25 protein-coding genes, 1 tRNA gene and 2 pseudogenes are annotated in these 18,670 nt (G+C 47.8%); 27 read left to right on the top strand and 1 reads right to left on the bottom strand.

Annotation, left to right across the window (positions count from 1 at the left end; genetic code table 11):
• The first annotated feature begins 4 nt into the window (after window positions 1–4).
• The 24 genes from rplP (at window position 5) to HXT38_RS04755 (ending at window position 12,970) form a co-directional block, all read left to right on the top strand.
• Window positions 5–424: a 50S ribosomal protein L16 gene (rplP, locus tag HXT38_RS04870; RefSeq protein WP_004109684.1), complete on the top strand. Its 420-nt coding sequence runs from the start codon at window positions 5–7 to the stop codon at window positions 422–424.
• A complete protein-coding gene (rpmC, locus tag HXT38_RS04865) occupies window positions 424–675 on the top strand; it encodes a 50S ribosomal protein L29 (protein WP_004105502.1) in 252 nt (83 codons plus the stop codon). The genes rplP and rpmC overlap by 1 nt, the downstream gene beginning before the upstream one ends.
• A 2-nt stretch (window positions 676–677) precedes the next feature.
• Entirely contained in the window at window positions 678–944 is a 267-nt protein-coding gene (rpsQ, locus tag HXT38_RS04860; protein WP_004114365.1) for a 30S ribosomal protein S17, read from the top strand.
• Between the two features lie 91 nt (window positions 945–1,035).
• The gene (gene rplN, locus HXT38_RS04855) at window positions 1,036–1,404 is read left to right on the top strand and encodes a 50S ribosomal protein L14 (protein ID WP_004574089.1); all 369 of its coding nucleotides are present in this window, start codon (window positions 1,036–1,038) and stop codon (window positions 1,402–1,404) included.
• 1 nt (window position 1,405) lies between these two features.
• Entirely contained in the window at window positions 1,406–1,741 is a 336-nt protein-coding gene (rplX, locus tag HXT38_RS04850) for a 50S ribosomal protein L24 (RefSeq protein ID WP_004105501.1), read from the top strand.
• Window positions 1,738–2,310, top strand: a complete 573-nt coding sequence (rplE, locus tag HXT38_RS04845) for a 50S ribosomal protein L5 (protein WP_004109679.1) — start codon at window positions 1,738–1,740, stop codon at window positions 2,308–2,310. Before rplX ends, rplE begins: the two co-directional genes overlap by 4 nt.
• A 1-nt stretch (window position 2,311) precedes the next feature.
• Complete coding sequence (locus HXT38_RS04840; protein WP_003808046.1) at window positions 2,312–2,497, top strand: type Z 30S ribosomal protein S14; 186 nt, start codon at window positions 2,312–2,314, stop codon at window positions 2,495–2,497.
• Window positions 2,498–2,583: 86 nt separating this feature from the next.
• Window positions 2,584–2,982: a 30S ribosomal protein S8 gene (rpsH, locus tag HXT38_RS04835; protein ID WP_004105495.1), complete on the top strand. Its 399-nt coding sequence runs from the start codon at window positions 2,584–2,586 to the stop codon at window positions 2,980–2,982.
• 16 nt (window positions 2,983–2,998) lie between these two features.
• Entirely contained in the window at window positions 2,999–3,538 is a 540-nt protein-coding gene (rplF, locus tag HXT38_RS04830) for a 50S ribosomal protein L6 (RefSeq protein ID WP_004105494.1), read from the top strand.
• 1 nt (window position 3,539) lies between these two features.
• Window positions 3,540–3,911 (top strand): 50S ribosomal protein L18, encoded by a 372-nt coding sequence (rplR, locus tag HXT38_RS04825; RefSeq protein ID WP_004109670.1) that lies wholly within the window; start codon window positions 3,540–3,542, stop codon window positions 3,909–3,911.
• The gene (gene rpsE, locus HXT38_RS04820) at window positions 3,908–4,636 is read left to right on the top strand and encodes a 30S ribosomal protein S5 (protein ID WP_004574087.1); all 729 of its coding nucleotides are present in this window, start codon (window positions 3,908–3,910) and stop codon (window positions 4,634–4,636) included. The genes rplR and rpsE overlap by 4 nt, the downstream gene beginning before the upstream one ends.
• Entirely contained in the window at window positions 4,636–4,818 is a 183-nt protein-coding gene (rpmD, locus tag HXT38_RS04815) for a 50S ribosomal protein L30 (protein WP_421791750.1), read from the top strand. Before rpsE ends, rpmD begins: the two co-directional genes overlap by 1 nt.
• Before the next feature lie 2 nt (window positions 4,819–4,820).
• Window positions 4,821–5,276, top strand: coding sequence for a 50S ribosomal protein L15 (gene rplO, locus HXT38_RS04810; protein WP_004105490.1), 456 nt, complete (start codon window positions 4,821–4,823; stop codon window positions 5,274–5,276).
• A 195-nt stretch (window positions 5,277–5,471) separates the two neighbouring features.
• Complete coding sequence (secY, locus tag HXT38_RS04805; RefSeq protein ID WP_004574086.1) at window positions 5,472–6,815, top strand: preprotein translocase subunit SecY; 1,344 nt, start codon at window positions 5,472–5,474, stop codon at window positions 6,813–6,815.
• A gap of 28 nt (window positions 6,816–6,843) precedes the next feature.
• The gene (locus HXT38_RS04800) at window positions 6,844–7,404 is read left to right on the top strand and encodes an adenylate kinase (protein WP_004574085.1); all 561 of its coding nucleotides are present in this window, start codon (window positions 6,844–6,846) and stop codon (window positions 7,402–7,404) included.
• Window positions 7,405–7,546: 142 nt separating this feature from the next.
• A complete protein-coding gene (infA, locus tag HXT38_RS04795; RefSeq protein WP_004105485.1) occupies window positions 7,547–7,765 on the top strand; it encodes a translation initiation factor IF-1 in 219 nt (72 codons plus the stop codon).
• A 20-nt stretch (window positions 7,766–7,785) separates the two neighbouring features.
• A complete protein-coding gene (gene rpmJ / locus HXT38_RS04790) occupies window positions 7,786–7,899 on the top strand; it encodes a 50S ribosomal protein L36 (RefSeq protein ID WP_003842636.1) in 114 nt (37 codons plus the stop codon).
• 144 nt (window positions 7,900–8,043) lie between these two features.
• Window positions 8,044–8,421, top strand: a complete 378-nt coding sequence (gene rpsM, locus HXT38_RS04785; protein WP_004105472.1) for a 30S ribosomal protein S13 — start codon at window positions 8,044–8,046, stop codon at window positions 8,419–8,421.
• A gap of 83 nt (window positions 8,422–8,504) precedes the next feature.
• Window positions 8,505–8,903, top strand: coding sequence for a 30S ribosomal protein S11 (gene rpsK, locus HXT38_RS04780; RefSeq protein WP_004105468.1), 399 nt, complete (start codon window positions 8,505–8,507; stop codon window positions 8,901–8,903).
• Between the two features lie 79 nt (window positions 8,904–8,982).
• The gene (locus HXT38_RS04775) at window positions 8,983–9,978 is read left to right on the top strand and encodes a DNA-directed RNA polymerase subunit alpha (RefSeq protein WP_004105465.1); all 996 of its coding nucleotides are present in this window, start codon (window positions 8,983–8,985) and stop codon (window positions 9,976–9,978) included.
• A gap of 77 nt (window positions 9,979–10,055) precedes the next feature.
• Entirely contained in the window at window positions 10,056–10,490 is a 435-nt protein-coding gene (rplQ, locus tag HXT38_RS04770) for a 50S ribosomal protein L17 (protein ID WP_004129014.1), read from the top strand.
• Window positions 10,491–10,619: 129 nt separating this feature from the next.
• Window positions 10,620–11,858, top strand: a complete 1,239-nt coding sequence (locus tag HXT38_RS04765) for an Mbeg1-like protein (protein WP_117008583.1) — start codon at window positions 10,620–10,622, stop codon at window positions 11,856–11,858.
• Window positions 11,859–11,886: 28 nt separating this feature from the next.
• The gene (gene truA / locus HXT38_RS04760) at window positions 11,887–12,792 is read left to right on the top strand and encodes a tRNA pseudouridine(38-40) synthase TruA (protein ID WP_004574082.1); all 906 of its coding nucleotides are present in this window, start codon (window positions 11,887–11,889) and stop codon (window positions 12,790–12,792) included.
• 92 nt (window positions 12,793–12,884) lie between these two features.
• A tRNA-Ser gene (locus HXT38_RS04755) sits at window positions 12,885–12,970 on the top strand.
• Window positions 12,971–13,240: 270 nt separating this feature from the next.
• Here the strand turns inward: HXT38_RS04755 and HXT38_RS04750 are convergent.
• Window positions 13,241–14,242 carry a hypothetical protein gene (locus HXT38_RS04750; protein WP_004105452.1) on the bottom strand — a complete coding sequence of 334 codons (1,002 nt, stop codon included), beginning with the start codon at window positions 14,240–14,242 and terminating at the stop codon, window positions 13,241–13,243.
• Between the two features lie 170 nt (window positions 14,243–14,412).
• On the opposite strand from HXT38_RS04750, the gene nusA reads away from it, so the two are divergent.
• The 3 genes and pseudogenes from nusA to infB form a co-directional block, all read left to right on the top strand.
• Window positions 14,413–15,495, top strand: a complete 1,083-nt coding sequence (gene nusA / locus HXT38_RS04745) for a transcription termination factor NusA (RefSeq protein WP_004105450.1) — start codon at window positions 14,413–14,415, stop codon at window positions 15,493–15,495.
• Window positions 15,496–15,814: 319 nt separating this feature from the next.
• Window positions 15,815–15,962, top strand: a pseudogene (locus HXT38_RS04740) (translation initiation factor IF-2 N-terminal domain-containing protein); the annotation flags it as partial.
• A gap of 176 nt (window positions 15,963–16,138) precedes the next feature.
• Window positions 16,139–18,670 (top strand): annotated as a pseudogene (infB, locus tag HXT38_RS04735) (translation initiation factor IF-2); the annotation flags it as partial.

Below are 18,670 nucleotides of genomic sequence, written 5' to 3'. Positions count from 1 at the left end.
GCAGATGCTTATCCCAAAGAGGACTAAATATCGTAAGCAGCACCGTCCTACCCGTAGCGGCATGTCTAAGGGTGGCACCGAGATCGCTTTCGGCGATTTTGGTATTCAGGCGCTGGCTCCGGCTTACATCACTAACCGACAGATCGAGGCAGCTCGTATCGCAATGACTCGCTACATTAAGCGTGGCGGTCGTGTGTGGATTACGATCTTCCCAGATCGTCCATTAACCAAGCACCCGCTTGGTGCGCGAATGGGTTCCGGTAAGGGTGCTCCAGAATTCTGGATTGCCAACATCCACCCAGGACGCGTAATGTTCGAGATCGGTGGTGTTTCTGAGGACATCGCTCGCGAGGCTTTGCGCCGCGCTATCGATAAGCTCCCAATGAAATGCCGTGTTATTGCGCGTGAAGGCGGTGACATCTGATGCCAGTCGGAACTGCAGACTACACCATCAAGAATTTGAACGAGAAGACAAATGCTGAGATCGAAGGCTTCTTGAAGAAGTCTAAGGAAGAGCTATTTAACTTGCGCTTCCAGGCAGCAACTGGTCAACTCGAAAACAGCGCTCGCCTCAAGGCGGTCAAGCACGACATTGCCAGGATGTATACTATCCTGCGTGAGCGTGAACTCGGCATCAGCCAAGAGCCTGGCGCCACTGAGGTCAAGGAGAAGTAAGCATGGCTGAGAACCAAGAGCGCAACTTCCGCAAGGTTCGTCGCGGCTACGTCGTGTCCGAGGCCATGGACAAGACAATCGCCGTTGAGCTGGAGCAGCGTTCGACACACCCGCTTTACGGTAAAGTCGTTCGCTCCACCCGCAAGGTCAAAGCCCATGATGAACACAATGAGGCACATATTGGCGACCTCGTGAGTATTATGGAAACTCGGCCACTGAGCAAGACCAAGCGTTGGCGTCTCGACTCGATTATCGAGCGCGCCAAGTAAACAAGTTCGGCAAGGCTCCGCGCTTCACCTGTGTCTGCTACTGTGGTAGACACAGGTGAGTGGGGAGAACCAGCTCGGCTAAGGAGAATCAATGATTCAGCAGGAAACGCGGCTTCATGTCGCCGACAACACGGGTGCTAAGGAGTTACTTGCCATCCGCGTGCTCGGTGGATCGAAGCGACGCTATGCCGGCATCGGCGACATCATCGTCGCCTCCGTCAAGGACGCGATCCCTGGCGGGTCGGTCAAGAAAGGCGACGTAGTTAAGGCTGTCGTCGTCCGTACTGTCAAGGAACATCGCCGTGTCGATGGTTCCTATATTAAGTTCGATGAGAACGCCGCCGTAATTCTCGGCTCCGGTCGTGAACCAAAAGGCACTCGTATCTTCGGACCAGTCGGTCGTGAATTGCGCGATCAGCGCTTCATGAAGATTGTGTCCCTTGCTCCGGAGGTGATCTGATATGGTAGCCAAGATTAAGTCCGGCGACCAGGTGAAGGTCATTCGCGGCAAGGATCGCGGTAAGGAAGGCAAGGTAGTTCGTGTACTAGCCGATGACCGTTTGATCGTAGAAGGCGTTCAGGTCGTTAAGAAGCACGTTCGCGCCACCCAGCAGGGTCAGCAGGCGGGCATTGTTTCGGTTGAGGCTCCAATCCATCGCTCTAATGTGATGGTTATTGATCCAGAGACCAAGCAGCCTACACGCGTTGGCGTGATTGTTAAGCAAGAGGCTCGTGACGGCAAGGTTAAGACCGTGCGCGTGCGTGTCGCCAAGAAGTCCGGAAAGGAGCTGGCATGACCGATACTACAGTTGAGTTGCCGGCAACTCCGCGCTTAAAGCAACAATACAAGGATGAAATCGTACCAGCCTTGGAGAAAGAATTCGGCCACACTAATCCTATGCAGGTGGCTCGCGTGCAGAAGGTTGTCGTCTCTATGGGCGTCGGCGCTGCAGCTCGTGATTCTAAGCTCATCGAAGGTGCGATTAAGGATCTCACTTTGATTGCCGGCCAGAAGCCAAAGGTAACTAAGGCAAAGAAGTCTGTCGCTCAGTTCCATTTGCGCGAAGGTCAGGCTATCGGTGCTTACGTAACTCTTCGTGGCGATCGTATGTGGGAATTCTTGGATCGTTTGCTCACTCTGGCTTTGCCTCGTATCCGCGATTTCCGTGGTATCAATGGCAACCAGTTTGACGGTCAGGGTAATTACAACTTTGGTCTTACGGAACAGTCTATGTTCCATGAGATCGATCCTGACTCGATTGATCATCAGCGTGGTATGGACATCACCGTGGTGACTACCACCAAGGACGATGTGGAGGCCAAGTCTTTGCTTAAGCACCTCGGTTTCCCATTCAAGGAGAACTGAAATGGCAAAAACCGCTCTGAAAAACAAGGCGGCCGCCAAGCCGAAGTTCAAGGTACGCGCTTATACGCGTTGCCAGGTTTGTGGTCGTCCTCACTCCGTGTATCGCAAGTTCGGTCTGTGCCGCATCTGCCTTCGTGAGAAGGCTCATCGCGGTGAGTTGCCGGGTGTTACGAAGTCCAGTTGGTAAATATCGACGCTGAAGGTCCACTGCTTGAAGACAAAGTTCTCATATAGAGGCGGTGGAAACCACGGCGAGAAAGGGCGTTAGCCCACATGACAATGACAGATCCAATCGCAGACATGTTGACACGTCTGCGTAATGCGAGCGCGGCAAAGCACGATACCGTGGAAATGCCGTACTCCAAATTCAAGGCGAATATCGCCGAGATTCTGAAGCACGAAGGCTATATTAAGGACTTCGCTGCTAAGGAAGCTAAGGTTGGACAGACGTTGGAAATTACGTTGAAGTATGGCTCCAATGGCCAGCGTTCTATCCAAGGCATCAAGCGCATTTCTAAGCCAGGCTTGCGTCGTTACGCAAAGTCTGATGCTTTGCCAATGCCTCTTGGTGGCCTCGGTATTGCTATTATCTCGACCAGCTCGGGATTGTTGACTCAGAAGGAATGCCTCGATCGAGGCATTGGCGGCGAAATCGTCGCCTACGTATGGTGAGAAAGGAGAGCTGAAGATGGCATCGCATATTGGTAAGCTCCCCGTCGACATTCCTGCAGGCGTGGAAGTAAAGATTGAAGGTCAGTCCTTCAGCGTCAAAGGCGCTAAGGGTTCTGATTCTTATGAAATTCCAGAGGGAATCACCGCAGCAGTCGCTGACAATCAGATTGTTCTGACTCCAGTTGACGATTTGCGCCCAACTCGTGCAAAGCATGGTTTGGCTCGCGCAATTGTTGCTTCTATGGTGAAGGGTGTGCATGACGGCTACACCAAGACTTTGGATATTGTCGGTACCGGTTATCGTGCAGTGATGAAGGGCAAGGGCATTGAGTTCTCGCTCGGTTATTCTCACACTATTACCGTTCAACCACCGGCAGGTATTGAGTTCGAGTTGCCAAATCCTAACCAGGTAATCGTAAAGGGCACCGATAAGCAGACTGTTGGCCAGGTTGCTGCTAACATTCGTAAGCTTCGTGCTCCAGAACCTTACAAGGGTAAGGGTATTAAGTACACCGATGAACGTATCCTGCGCAAGGCTGGAAAGGCTGGTAAGTGATATGAGCGTTAAGATTTTCGGTAAGGGTACCAAAGTCGCACGTTTGCGTCGTCACGCCCGTCTTCGTAAGCACATTGCCGGCACATCTGAACGTCCTCGTTTAGTTGTTTCCCGTTCTAACCGTCATATGGTTGCTCAGATTGTGGATGATACCAAGGGAATTACTTTGGTAAGCGCTTCCACTTTGACTGCTGACTTCGCTGGTTTCACTGGCACGAAGACTGAAGCTGCAACCAAGGTTGGCGAATTAGTAGCGGCTAAGGCGAAGGAAGCGGGTATCACCGCTGTAGTCTTCGACCGTGGCGGTAACAAATATCATGGTCGCGTCGCAGCAGTGGCTGAAGGCGCCCGTCAGGGAGGTCTGGCACTGTGAGCGACAACGAAAAGGAAACCCAAGTGGCTGAAGAAACTCAGAACACTCAGGCATCCGCTGAGGAGCGTAACGATGATCGTCGTTCTCGCCGTAACAAGGGCGAGGGTAAGCGCGGCGAACGTCGTAATCGTCGTGAAGAAAACCGTGGCGAAGAGCTTCTGGATCGCGTAGTTACTATTAACCGTGTTTCCAAGACCCACAAGGGTGGTCGTACCTTTAGCTTTGCAGCACTTGTTGTTGTTGGCGACGGTAAGGGCACTGTTGGTGTTGGTTACGGCAAGTCTCGCGAAGTTCCAGCTGCTATTGCTAAGGGTCAGCTTGACGCTAAGAAGCATATGTTCACTGTTCCACGCATTCGTGGTACCGTCACTCATCCAGTGCTCGGTCACGATGCTGCTGGTACTGTGTTGCTCCGTCCAGCTGCTCCAGGTACTGGTGTAATTGCTGGTGGTGCTGTGCGCGCTGTTATGGAATGCGCCGGCATTACGGACATCCTCACCAAGTCCATGGGCTCTGCAACTGCTGTAAACGTAGTGCGTGCTACTGTGGACGCTTTGAAGAAGCTCGAAGAGCCAGAAGAGATTTCTGCTCGTCGTGGTCTTTCTCTTGAGGAAGTCGCTCCTGATGCTTTGCTCCGTGAGCGTGCTGCCGGCATTGCCGAAGCTCGCAAGGCTCGCGAAGAAGCTCAGGCCGCCAAGGCATCTGAAGCAAAGGATGGTGAGTGATGTCAAATTTGAAGATCACTCTGGTGCATGGTTTAGTTCATACAACTGAGCGCCAGCGCGCGAATGTTCATACGCTCGGCCTTCATAAGATTGGTCACAGCGTAGTTCGCGAGGACACCCCCGTCAATCGTGGCTTGGTTATGGTCGTTCGCCACTTGGTGAGCGTCGAGGAGGTCGACTGATTATGGCTAACGAAGAACCAATGCTGCATATGCACACGTTGCGTCCAGCTCCAGGAGCTAAGAAGGATCGCATCCGTGTAGGTCGTGGTGAAGGCTCTAAGGGTAAGACCTCAGGTCGTGGTGATAAGGGCACAAAGAAGCGTTATCAGGTTCGTCCTGGCTTCGAAGGTGGCCAGCTCCCACTGTACATGCGCTTGCCTAAGTTGCGTGGCTTCAAGAGTCCTTTCAAGAAGGAATTCCAAGTCGTCAACGTTGCAGATCTTGCTGAACTTTTCCCAAAGGGTGGCGAGGTTACTGTAGCTGACCTTATTACTAAGGGCGCTGTACGTGATGGCTATCCTGTAAAGGTTCTTGGTGATGGTGAATTGACTGTTGCCTTGACTCTTAAGGGTATGAAAGCTTCTGCTTCTGCTAAGGCAAAGGTTGAGGCTGCCGGCGGCTCCATCAGCGAAGAGTAGTTAAAGGCTACTTAAAGCTTGATGCAGTTATAAATCTGTGATAGTCCCTCTAGCATTGTCTAGAGGGACTATTTTTATCACCAAAACTCACCAATAACCTATTTCAGTAGGTACCGTGGGTTAAACTATTGCCTCAGAGTTTGTTTTTTGCACTGTTGCGCCTAGGAGTGCGCGAAAAAAGGGAGGAAGACCCAGGTGAAAACGTTAATCCAGGCCTTCAGGACGAAGGAGTTGAGGAACAAGATCCTCTTCGTCTTCGCTATGATAATTATTTATCGTATTGGTTCATTTATTCCGATTCCGGGTGTGGACTATAAAGTTGTGCATGCTTGCACTGTTAAATTAGCTTCATCGAGCGAGAACTTTATTGGGTTAGTTAACTTGTTCTCAGGTGGCTCGCTGTTGCAGCTTTCTATTTTTGCTTTGGGTGTTATGCCTTACATCACTGCTTCCATTGTGATTCAGCTTTTGCGCGTGGTTATTCCTCGCTTTGAAGCTCTTCATAAGGAAGGTCAGTCTGGAGAAACAAAGCTTACGCAGTACACGCGTTATCTAACTATTGGATTGGCAATTTTGCAATCTACTACGATTTTGGTAACAGCACGTACGGGTGCTTTGTTTAATTATCAGTGCGGAAATAATATTATTCCAGACGGAAGCATGTGGAGCCTTATTGTCATGGTTTTGATCATGACTGGCGGTACTGGTCTTATTATGTGGATGGCAGAACTCATCACCGATAAGGGTATCGGTCAAGGCATGTCTGTCTTAATCTTTATGTCTATTTGCTCTGGCTTCTTGCCAAAGCTTTGGGAAATTGGTTGGGGCACCAACGGTTCTAATGGCGATTGGAATAAGTTCGCTATTGTTGGTGGCGTTTTGATTGTTATCCTCATATTTGTTGACTTTGTTGAGCTTGCTCAACGTCGTATTCCTGTGCAGTATACGCGCCGCATGATTGGCCGAAAAATGTATGGTGGCTCTTCGACTTATTTGCCATTAAAGGTGAATATGAGTGGTGTTATCCCACCAATCTTTGCTTCGTCAATTCTTGCTGTTCCTACTCTTATTGCCCAGTTTGGAGATAAGAGCAAGGCTTGGGTGAATTGGATTGAAGCTAATTTGGCTAATTCCACTTCTGCTTGGTATATTGCGTTTTACACAGTAATGATTGTGTTCTTCTGCTTCTTCTACACAGAGATTACTTTTAATCCTGATGAGACTGCAGATAACATGAAAGAGTATGGTGGCTTCATACCAGGCATTCGCGCTGGTAGTGCTACAAGTCATTATCTTAGCTATGTTATGAACAGGTTGAATACTGTCGGTGCTATTTATTTGCTCTTTGTTGCATTGATTCCTACCGTTTTGATTATGGCTTTGCATTTGAATACAAAATTGCCATTCGGTGGTACAACAATTTTGATTATTGCTGGCGTTGGTTTGGATACGTTGCGTCAAGCAAAGGCTCAGACTGAACAATTCCAGTATGCTGGTTTCTTGTTCAAGCATGATGAGCAAAAGCAAGTATCTAAGTAACTACAGTTAGCGAGCCAAGGAGATGAATATGCGATTACTAATTATGGGTCCACAGGGCGTTGGAAAAGGCACTCAGGCCGCTTTGTTAAGTGAGCATTATGGCATTCCAGCGATTTCTACTGGTGATATTTTCCGCTATAACCTTAAGAATCATACTGAGCTTGGAAAACAGGTTCAGGGATATCTTGACAAGGGCGAGTTGGTTCCAGATGAGCTGACTAACAACATTGTTAAGGATCGTCTTGCTCAAGATGATGCAAAGAGTGGTTGGATTCTCGACGGTTATCCTCGCAACGCGTCTCAGGTTCAAGCTTTAGATCGTATGTTGGAAGAGCTTGGCACTCCTCTTGATCACGTTGTGGCTCTCGAGGCTGAGCGCGATGTTTTGCTCGAACGCATGCAAAAGCGTGCAGTGGAGCAAGGCCGTTCTGACGATACTCCAGAAGTAATTGCTAAGCGTTTGGAAACGTATGAGAAAGAAACAGCTCCATTGCTTGATATTTATGATAGCCGCGGTCAGTTGGTTGAAGTAGATGGCGTTGGAGATATTAAGGAAATCAATAATCGCATTGTTGAATCACTTAATTAAGTAGTGCGTTTTTAAATTTAAAAAGTAAGATGCGTTCTGTTCGACACGCCGAGTGTTGAATGGGACGCATTTACTGTATTATAGAAGATTGGCGTGTCTTCGGATGCGCAAAGTAGTATGCCCAAGGAACGGAACGAGGCTCATGGCAAAAGACGGTGTGATTGAAGTCGAAGGCACGGTAGTAGAAGCACTACCAAATGCGATGTTTCGCGTTCAGCTTGAGAATGAGCACATTGTTTTAGCTACGATCTCTGGTAAGATGCGTAAAAATTATATTCGCATTCTTCCTCAAGATCGTGTAGTGCTAGAGATGAGCCCTTACGATCTGAATCGTGGGCGTATTACGTACCGTTATAAGTAAGGTACAAGCAAAGGAAAACCATGAAGGTCAGCCCTAGCGTGAAGAGGATCTGCGAAAACTGCCGCGTGATCCGCCGTCACGGCCGCGTCATGGTGATCTGCATTAACCCACGTCATAAGCAGCGTCAGGGCTGAGCAGATTTCCATCGCGGAATACAAAGAATAAGGCGCTAAGTCACAGCAGAAGCTGAACCCTGGGTGCGCAGGCCCAGGCCGCATTTAATTTATATTAATGCGGAAGACTTGGTGCACGACCTGCGTAACAGTAAAGGAATTACAATGGCACGTCTTGCCGGAGTAGATATTCCCAATGAGAAGCGCATTGAGATTGCCCTCACCTACATTTTTGGTGTTGGTCGTACTCGCGCTAAGGAAACGCTTGCCGCGACCGGTGTTAATCCGGACACTCGCGTCAAGGATCTTACGGATGAACAGCTGATCACCTTGCGTGATTATCTTGAGGCCAATTACAAGATTGAAGGCGATTTGCGTCGTGAGATCGACGCTGACATCCGTCGTAAGATTCAGATCAACTGCTATCAAGGCCAGCGTCATCGCAAGGGTCTTCCTGTGCGTGGTCAGCGTACCAAGACTAATGCTCGTACTCGCAAGGGTCCGAAGCGTACTGTCGCCGGGAAGAAGAAGGCCACCCGATAGTAGTCGGTGGTCGGCTCTAGGCCACGGATATATTTCCATCGTCTAGACATACCAACTCATTCGTCATTAGGAAACGAGGGTCAATGGCAGCTGCAAAGCAAGCCTCGCGCAAGCCGCGTCGCCGGGACCGCAAGTCGGTGCCGGTTGGGCAGGCGCATATTAAATCAACATTCAATAACACGATTATCTCCATTACCGATCCATCCGGTGCAGTCCTTTCTTGGGCTTCCGGCGGTGATGTCGGCTTTAAGGGTTCCCGTAAGTCGACTCCTTACGCTGCAGGTATGGCTGCTGAGTCTGCCGCACGCAAGGCAATGGAGCATGGCCTCAAGAAGGTCGACGTGTTTGTTAAGGGTCCAGGTTCCGGTCGTGAAACCGCTATCCGTTCCCTCCAGTCCGCGGGTCTCGAAGTTGGTTCTATTACCGACGTTACCCCGCAAGCGCATAACGGCGTACGCCCACCAAAGCGTCGCCGCGTCTGAGCACTCTTACGAATCCATCCATCCAACCCGCTTATGGGCGGCGAGTGCACCACCGACCAGAAGCTGAAAGGATACCAAAGTGCTTATCGCACAGCGTCCGACACTTACCGAGGAATCACTGAATCCCCAGCGTTCTCGCTTTACTATTGAGCCGCTGGAACCAGGTTTTGGCTACACTCTCGGCAATTCGCTGCGTCGTACCTTGTTAAGCTCTATTCCAGGTGCTGCCGTTACTTCGGTTCGCATCTCTGGAGCTCTGCATGAGTTTACGACTCTGCCAGGTGTTGAAGAAGATGTCACTGAAATTCTGCTGAACATCAAGGGCATCGTGCTCACGAGTGAGTACGACGAGCCTGTAGTGATGTATTTGCGCAAGAATGGTAAAGGTGAAGCCACTGCTGGAGATATTACTCCTCCAGCCGGTGTTACTATTGCTAACCCTGACTTGCATATTGCTACACTCGCAGAAGATGGTGAACTTGAAATTGAGTTTACTGTTGAACGCGGTCGCGGCTACGTGCCAGCTCAGATGAACAAGCAGGAGAACAGCGAAATCGGCCGCATTCCTGTGGATTCGATCTACTCACCAGTTTTGAAGGTGAGCTATAAGGTCGAAGCTACCCGCGTGGAACAGCGCACGGACTTCGATAAGCTCATCCTGGATGTGGAAACCAAGCCAGCTATTACACCGCGTGATGCAGTTGCATCTGCAGGCTCGACTTTAGTTGAGCTTTTCGGTCTTTGCCGTGAGCTTAACGTTGATGCTGAAGGTGTTGAAGTTGGTCCAGCGCCAACTCATGATGAAGCTGATTCTCAGTTGGCTATACCGATTGAAGATATGAATTTTACTCAGCGTAGCTATAATTGCTTGAAACGTGAGGGTATTCATACAGTCGGCGAACTGGTAGTTCACACTGAGCAGGATTTGCTCGATATTCGTAATTTCGGCATGAAATCCATCGATGAAGTTAAAGAGAAGTTGCAGACAATGGGTCTGTCTTTGAAGGCTTCACCGATTGGCTTCGACGCCAATAATCTCGAAGGTGGCACTTTCTTCTCGCCTGAAGACGAGTAAGTTCCGCCTGCAATCGTCGTAACGTTCGGATGTTCGGGTTGATGCCCACCTGAGCGATGCGACAATAAGGAGTAATAATGCCTACACCGAAACAAGGCCCTCGTCTGGCTTCTAGCCCGGCTCATGAGCGCCTGATGCTGGCCAATATGGCGACCAGCCTCTTCCAGCACGGTCGTATCGTAACGACGTTGCCAAAGGCAAAGCGTCTTCGTCCGCTTGCTGAGCGTTTGATTTCATTCGCTAAGCGTGGCGATTTACATTCGCGTCGTCGTGTGTTGCGTGTAATTCGCAACAAGTCCGTGGTTCACGTGCTTTTCACTCAGATTGCTGAGCAGATGAAGCAGCGTGAAGGTGGTTACACCCGCATCGTGAAGATTGCTCCACGTCGTGGTGATACCGCTCCTCAGGCAATTATTGAGCTCGTGACTGAGCCAGTAAGCCCAAAGAAGGCTGTTGTGAAGGAAGCTGAAGCAGCTACTAAGGTTGCAGCTAAAGAAGAAGCTGCCGAGTAGTTTATATTCCAGCTTTACGCATCGGTAAAGTGAATCTTAAAGCAAGCGTTTAATCGCTTCTTAAAGAATTGCTAAGACGAGTCGAGGTTAGTTCCTCGGCTCGTTTTTTATTTGTATTATTATTAAGTTATGCCGAATATTATTGATTTGTTGCGCAACGATTTCTCTACCTTCGCTCAGCGCAAGTTTAATGCCGTGGATGCGCTGATTTTGTGCGAGCTATCTTATATAAATATGCCAACTTCCGTGCCAAAATATTGCGATAATCCAAAGAATATTTCGACTGTATCTATTAACGAATTGTTTAGAATAGAAGACTATTCGTCAATGTTTGCTTCTGGGGCTCCTAAAGTAGATAAATTCCGTAGGAAGCTGCTTCTTGCTGTCGCTTCCAGCCCTAGGTATAGGGGAATTCGCGTAGGGGAGTATCTTGAGAGGTTTGATGAATCAAATATTGACGAATCATTAGAACAGCAGTTTGCTGGAGTTACTTTTGATCTTAGCAATTGCGAGGGGATTGATAATCCTCATACTCTTGTTATTGCGTATCGTGGCACTGACAATACGCTTGTTGGGTGGAAAGAAGATTTCAACATGGCTTTCCGTTGCCCAGTGCCAGCGCAAGAATCTGCTGCTGAATATTTGACTTCTGTAGCGCAAAGATATAGCAAATGTTATTCTAATAAAAACTTCTTTAATAAACTTTTTGCGAACAAACTTTTTGCCCGCTTTTCAAAATCTTCCGTAGACTTGCAAAATAATAATTCAAATATTATTGTTGTCGGTCATTCAAAAGGTGGGAACATGGCTGCTTATGCGGCTATGCGCTTAGATGCTACAAGTCAAAAACTAGGTGACCTTGTATCAAAAATTTATTCTATGGACGGTCCTGGTTTTGCGTCTGATGTAGTGGATACAAGCGTTTTTGCGAATGTTTCAAGTCGTATTGAAAAAGTAGTTCCGCAGTCTGCTTTTATTGGACTGATTATGGATACTGGGGTGCCGTATAAAGTCACGACTGCCGATTCTATTGGCTTAATGCAACATTTTGGCATGTATTGGCAAGTTAAGAATGGCGATTTTGATTACTGCGATTGCGTAACGCCGCGCGCGCTGGCAGTTTCTAAGGCAGCGAACGAGTGGATGATGAATTTGCCGTTTGAAGAGCGCAAGCGCAGGATTGACGCTGTTTATAAGATTTTTAGTAATTTGGGTTACCCAACTTTTGATGAAATGTCTTTGCATTGGTCGGAAGTTGTTCCTAAATTATTGAAGGTTGCGATGCATATGGATTCAAAGACTCATGAGCTGATTCGTAGTGTTATGAGCGCTTTTGCGCTTGTGGGCGGTTCGGATAAGAAAAGCTAGTGTAAAGTCTGTTTGGAAAGGTTTTTAAATGCGACTTCGCTTGGATTTGGCTTATGACGGCGGCGGATTTTATGGTTGGGCTAAGCAGCCTACTTTGCGCACTGTTCAAGGTGATATTGAAGCAGCATTGCATATGGTTTTGCGCGTCCCGGAAAATGATCCTACTGAATCGTTGCGTCTTACTGTTGCTGGTCGTACGGATACTGGCGTTCATGCATCTCATCAAGTGTGTCATTTAGATATTTCAGATGAAACATTGCAGCGTTGCATAGGGCATACTGGTTTAGATGGTGTTAGTGCGTTGGAGTATAGGCTGAGGCATGTGCTTCCGCAGGATATTGTTATACACAAGGTTAGTGTTGCGCCTTATGGCTTTGATGCTAGATTTTCTGCGCTAGAGCGCACATATGTGTATCGTATTGCTGATGGGTATTGCAAAGCTAAATATGATCCTCGTATGCGCGGCTTTGTTTTGCGTTTTGATTCAGAGCTTGATATTGATGCTATGAATCAGGCTGCGCGTCTTATGGTTGGTTTGCATGATTTTGGCTCATTTGCTAAGCCGAATCCTGGCGGAACTACTATTCGCGAAGTTAAGCAGGCTCGATGGCACAGAGTTGGGTCAAAGGATGCGCAGAATAGTACTGGATTTGTTCTTCCTATTGAACAAAGTTTGCTTGAATTTACTATTGTCGCTGATGCTTTTGCGCACAATATGGTGCGTTCTCTTGTGCAAGCTTGTGTGCAAATTGGTTGCGGAAAACGTTCTGTTGATTGGTTTGAGGAAAAGATTAATGTTCCTCTTCGTGAAGGCTCGACGGGTCCAATTGATCCTCATGGATTGACATTGGAATATGTAGCTTATCCTCCTGATGAGGAGCTTGCTTCTCGCGCTGAAAAAATTCGCGCTCGCCGTGATTCGTCTGAGTTATAACGTTTCAACGCACCATGGATTTTATATTCGCGGCATGGTTTACAATTGAAAAGTTGCGTTTGTGCGCGCTTGCAGTGCGACAAATTGCAAGTGGATGAATGTCCGAGCGGTCTAAGGAGCACGCCTCGAAAGCGTGTGAGGGTAAACTCCTCCGCGAGTTCGAATCTCGCTTCATCCGCGAATTAACCAAGCCTAAAGCATGTAAATTGCTTTAGGCTTTTTTAATTCGCCGAGCTTGCGTCAATAAAGACGCAGGCAGGGCAGACTAGTGTATTTCCGCGCAAGCTCAGCAGCAAGCGCGTAATCCGCGCGAACTTTCTCTCGTGTTTGGAGCGTTTTGTTTTGGAAATTGCTCCAAACGTGCGCAACTTATCTCGCGTTTGAAGTCAAGTCCTGTTTTGTGTGTAAAGGGGAATGCCGTATAGGCTAAAAGCACTAAGTTTAAGTTTTACTTCAAAATAAGTTTTGCATCAGTAGGATACCCAAGCTCATAAGCTCTTAACAGTCTAGATGTGATTAATTGCACAATTGCATTTTTAAGAGTTTGTTGGGCGCGCATTACAGAATCGTTATCATCGCTTTTTGCAGTAACGTTATTCTCGGATGCATTATTATTTTTTGACGTAATCGTTATTATTTGATTAAAAGCAGCTAGTTCTTCTCTAGCGCAATCCATGTAAGCTATAGCGGTAATCGGCAGATCTTTTCCGTTTACTGAATCATGTGTTTTTCCGCTTTCTAACGTCTCTTGAGGAATATCGTAAACTTTTTTGCGCAAGTCTGTTCCTTCTCCTGCAGCTCGCATAAGAGTTTGAGCATTTGTCGACGCCATATCGCTGTATTCCAATGCAATATTTTGCTCTTTTCGCGCTGCTAGTGTCTGTAAAATAAAAGCAAGTTTGTCTTCAGCTTCTGCAGCTTGAGCCAAGGGCTGATGTGTCCATTTGAAGTTTTTGTAATGATTTATTACTTCGATAAGATTCGCGTATGAATCGTGCTCCATTTGTTGCGCTGTTGTAGTTTTTGTATTTTCTGAGCTTTCGTTTCCGCTTTTATTGCTTACATTATTTGAATTTTCGTCACTATTTTTCTTTGAAAGCATTTCCCATTGAGCTTGCGTGCTGTATACAATGCTTTCGCTTAATCTTCCTGGGCATTGCTGAGCGACAGTTTTCCAATATTTCGCTGCGGTTTCAAAATCTTTAAGGGATGTGTTATTCTGGTTCTTTTTGATTTCGCGCTGCCTTTTTTGCGCAAGCCTGTATGCTTTAGCACATGCATTTTCTGGAGCTGCTGTGTGAACTGTATGCTCGACATGAATGTTTTGCAATGTTCCGCAAGCGGTTAAGAGTGGAGATATTAAAACGCATATAAGAAGCACGAGTGCTCTGGCAATACTGCGTTTTACTTGTTTGTGCATATCATTTAACAAAACATAAAGTGTCTGCATAATCTACTAAAATAGCCACTGACTGTGACCAATATCGATTTATTAATTTGGTATTTGTTCTAAGTCTGTAACAATTAAAGCTAACTGTTGTTAGAAGAAAAAATAAGTGTGCTCTAATAGTTACAATTAATAATCATAAATTAATGCGTTATAACGAGAGGACGTGCGCGATGGAATTGGATTTGGCGGGAATGCATCAGCTTGCGGCACAGCAGGGGATTAATGCCGAGGAGCTGGACGAGGCGCTCGCCGAGGCCTTGCGTCTTGCGTATATGAAAACCGCTCATCCTGCAAAGCATGTGCGAGTTGAATTGGACGAACGTGCAGGTTCGTTCACTGTGTGGGCTAGGGATGAAATTCCTGGTAAACCTACTGAAGATAACCCGTATCCAGCTCCAACGCTGGGAGAGGAGTATGACGATACTCCGCGTGATTTTGGTCGTTTAGCTGCTGCGACGGCTCGTCAAGTTATTAGTCAAATTTTCCGTAAAGCTGAAGATGATCGCGTATTTGGTGCGTTTTCTGGTCAAAAAGGCAAACTTATCAACGGCATCATTCAACAAGACGCAAAAGATAACACTAACATCCACGTTGCTGTTGGAGATGTTGAAGCTATTTTGCCGCGTCGCGAGCAGGTTCCAGGTGAACGTTACCGCCATGGTGAGCGTATTCGCGTATATGTCGTAAATGTTGCGCGTGGTCTGCGTGGTCCAGAAATTGTTGTTTCACGTTCACATCCTGAATTAGTTCGTCGTCTTTTTGAGCGAGAAGTGCCGGAACTTGTTTCTGGAGCAGTTTCTATTATGTCGATTGCGCGCGAAGCCGGTGCTCGCACAAAGATTGCTGTTAGAGCTAATACTGAAGGTGTGAATCCAAAGGGTGCTTTAATTGGTCCTGGCGGTTCACGCGTGCGTGCTGTAATGGAAAACTTGGGTCAAGAGAAGATTGATATTGTCGATTGGTCATCTGATCCAGCAAAGTTTGTTGCTGCTGCTCTTTCGCCTGCTACTGCTACACAAGTGCAAGTAGTGAGTGAAAAGAATCAAACTGCAGTTGCTTTTATTCATGATGCTCAGCTTTCTCTTGCTATTGGTAAAGAAGGTCAGAACGCTCGTTTGGCTGCAAAGTTGACTGGTTGGAAGATTGGTATTGAGTCTGCGGAAGAGCATGCTAAGAAGGTTGCTGCAGCTCAAGCACAAAATGCTCAGCCTGCTTCAGTTGATTTGAATAATAACGCATCTGCTGCTGAATAGATTGTTAATTGAGAAGTGCTAAATATTTTTTAGATTGATATTTCCGCAATGTTTAGCACTTCTTGATTGTTTATTTTGCTAGTGGTGTGCAAATAAAGTAGTCTCTCGTGTGGCATTTAGCGACACTCGAGCCAATCCAACGTTTCGAGTATGCTAAAAGCTGGAATCTGGGCGAAAGGCAATCGCCATCGTCCGGCGGGAGACGAGGTATAAGATCATGGTCGCACGATGATATATCGCACGATAATAAATAATAAGCTCGCAATAATGTAAAGTGGTCGCGTGTACTAGCGCTGCCACAGACAGAGGAGAACACTGAGTGGTTAAAAAGCGCGTGTATGAACTGGCCAAAGAATTTGGTGTAGACAGTAAAACCGTGTTGGAGCGTTTGAAGAGCATGGGCGAATTTGTTAAGTCTGCTTCTTCAACAGTTGAGGCTCCAGTAGTCCGTCGTTTGCAAACAGCGTTAGCATCTGACGGAAATAAGTCCGAAAAGGCATCTAGTGCAAGTAAGCCTGCTGCGCCAAAAGCTAAGCCTCAAGCTAAGCCGCAGGCTAAACCTCAAGCTAAAGATTCGTCACACAGTGATTCTGTAGCTGGCTCTTCTGCTAACCAGCCTGTGCATAACACAGCTTCTCATTTTGCTCCAAAGCCGGGTGCAAATCATACTCGTTCAAACAATACTTCGCGTTCTAATGCGTCTGCCGGCGAAAATAGAAAAAATGATCGCCGCAATGATAATCGTGGCGAATCGCGACAGCAAGCTCAAGGTCAATCTCACTCAGATCGTTCACAGATGCCTCCTCGCCCTCGTCCGCACCAGAATGCACAAGGTGCAGGTGCATCTGCTCCACGTCCTGGTAATAATCCGTTTAGCCGTAAGCAAGGTATGCGTGCTCCTACACCTGGAGATATTCCACGTCCTCATCCGATGTCTCGTCCTGGCGCTGAAAATGGCCGCGGTGGTCGTCCGGGTCAAGGTGGCTCTGGAGCTCAAGGTTCGCGTGGTGAACGTGCAGAACGCGGTGGTCGCTCACGTGGCGGTCGCTCTGGTCAAGGTGGCGCACGCTCATCGCAGTGGTCGGGTCAGCGTCGCGGTCAAGGTGGCGCAGGTGCAGGCTCCGGTTCATCTTCTCGCCCATCTGCAGAATCTCGTTTTGCGTCTCAAGGAGCTAGTTTCCAGGCTGCTGCAGCGGGCGCACCTAATGGTGGTCCATCGCGTAGTGGCGGTCGCGGTCGTGCAGGAGCTGCAGGCGCATTCGGTCGTCAAGGTGGTAAATCTTCTAAGGCTCGTAAGAATCGCTTAGCGAAACGTCGTGAATACGAAGAGCTTAAAGCACCAGTGATTGGCGGTGTGCGTATTCCTTCTGGTAACGGCGCTACGATTCGCTTGCGTCAAGGCGCAACTCTTTCTGATTTGGCAGAAAAGATCGATGTAAATCCAGCAGCTTTGGTAACTGTTCTCTTCCACTTGGGTGAGATGGCAACAGCTACACAATCTTTGGATGAGTCGACATTCCAAATTTTGGGTGAAGAAATTGGCTGGAATATCAGCATTGTTTCTGCTGAAGAAGAAGATAAAGAGCTTTTGCAGCAGTTTGACATCGATTTGGACGAAGAAGAGCTGCAAGAAGATGACGATTTGCAGTCTCGTCCGCCTGTAGTAACAGTTATGGGTCACGTCGATCACGGTAAAACTCGCTTGCTTGATACCATTCGTAAGTCGAATGTTATCGATCGCGAAGCAGGTGGCATTACTCAGCGCATCGGTGCTTATCAAGTAACTGTAAATCTTGAAGGAAAGCCTCGTAAGATTACGTTCCTCGATACTCCAGGCCACGAAGCGTTTACTGCTATGCGTGCTCGCGGTGCTGAGCTTACAGACGTTGCAATTCTTGTTGTTGCAGCAGACGACGGCGTGATGCCTCAGACTGTTGAAGCTATTAACCACGCTCAAGCTGCTCATGTGCCAATTGTTGTGGCTGTGAACAAGATTGATGTTGAAGGTGCTAACCCAGATAAGGTTCGCGGTCAGCTTACAGAATACGGTTTAGTTGCTGAAGATTACGGTGGAGACACCATGTTTGTGGATATTTCTGCAAAGCAGGGCACGAACGTCGATAAGCTTCTTGAAGCTGTGTTGTTGACTGCTGACGCTGAGCTTGATCCTAAAGCAAATCCAAATATGGATGCTCGCGGTGCAACTATCGAAGCTCGACTCGATAAGGGTCGTGGTGCTGTTGCTACTGTTCTTGTGCAGCAAGGTACTCTTCACGTCGGTGATTCTATTGTTGCTGGCACTTCTTATGGTCGTGTGCGCGCTATGCTCGACGAGAACGGCAAGCATTTGCAGGATGCGGCTCCTTCCACTCCTGTTCAGGTGCTTGGTTTGACTTCTGTTCCAACCGCTGGCGACTTGTTCTTGGTTACTTCGGACGACCGTTCTGCTCGTCAAATTGCTGAAAAGCGCGCAGCTACAGAGCGTGCAGCTCAGCTTGCTAAGCGCCGCAAGGTTGTGTCTCTTGAAAGCCTTAAGGAACAGTTCGCTAAGTCTGAAGTTGACATGCTGAACATCGTTATTAAGGGCGATTCTTCTGGTTCTGTTGAAGCTTTGGAAGATTCCTTGATGAAGATTGAGGTCTCTGAGGAAGTTGGCATCCAGGTTATTCACCGCGGTGTTGGTGCAATTACTCAGAATGATGTGAACTTGGCAACTGTCGATAAGGCTGTGATTATTGGCTTCAACGTGCGTCCAAACCGTCAGGTTGCTGATTTGGCTGAGCGCGAAGGCGTGGAGGTTAAGTACTACTCGGTTATTTACAAGGCAATCGAAGATATCGAAGCTGCTTTGAAGGGTATGCTTAAGCCAGAATTTGAAGAGGTTGTCACTTCTCACTCTGAGATTCGCGAAATCTTCCGTTCTTCCAAGTTCGGCAATATTGCTGGTGTTATGGTTCAAGATGGCGAAGTCAAGCGCGGTACGAAGTGCCGTATTTTGCGCGACGGCGTTGCTACAGTCAACGACTTGGAGATTTCCAGCTTGCGTAGGTTTAAGGATGACGTGCAATCCGTTAGCGAAGGTTACGAAGCTGGTATTAATCTCGGCAGCTTTAATGACATTGAGCTTGGCGATATAATCGAAACCTTTGAAATGAAGCAGATTGAGCGCAAGTAA

It is taken from the genome of Gardnerella sp. DNF01157, from assembly GCF_049244225.1.
GTDB classification, from domain to species: Bacteria; Actinomycetota; Actinomycetes; order Actinomycetales; family Bifidobacteriaceae; genus Bifidobacterium; species Bifidobacterium leopoldii.
The sequence above is the reverse complement of the archived record's forward strand: the minus strand, read 5'-3'. Positions and strand labels throughout refer to the sequence as shown.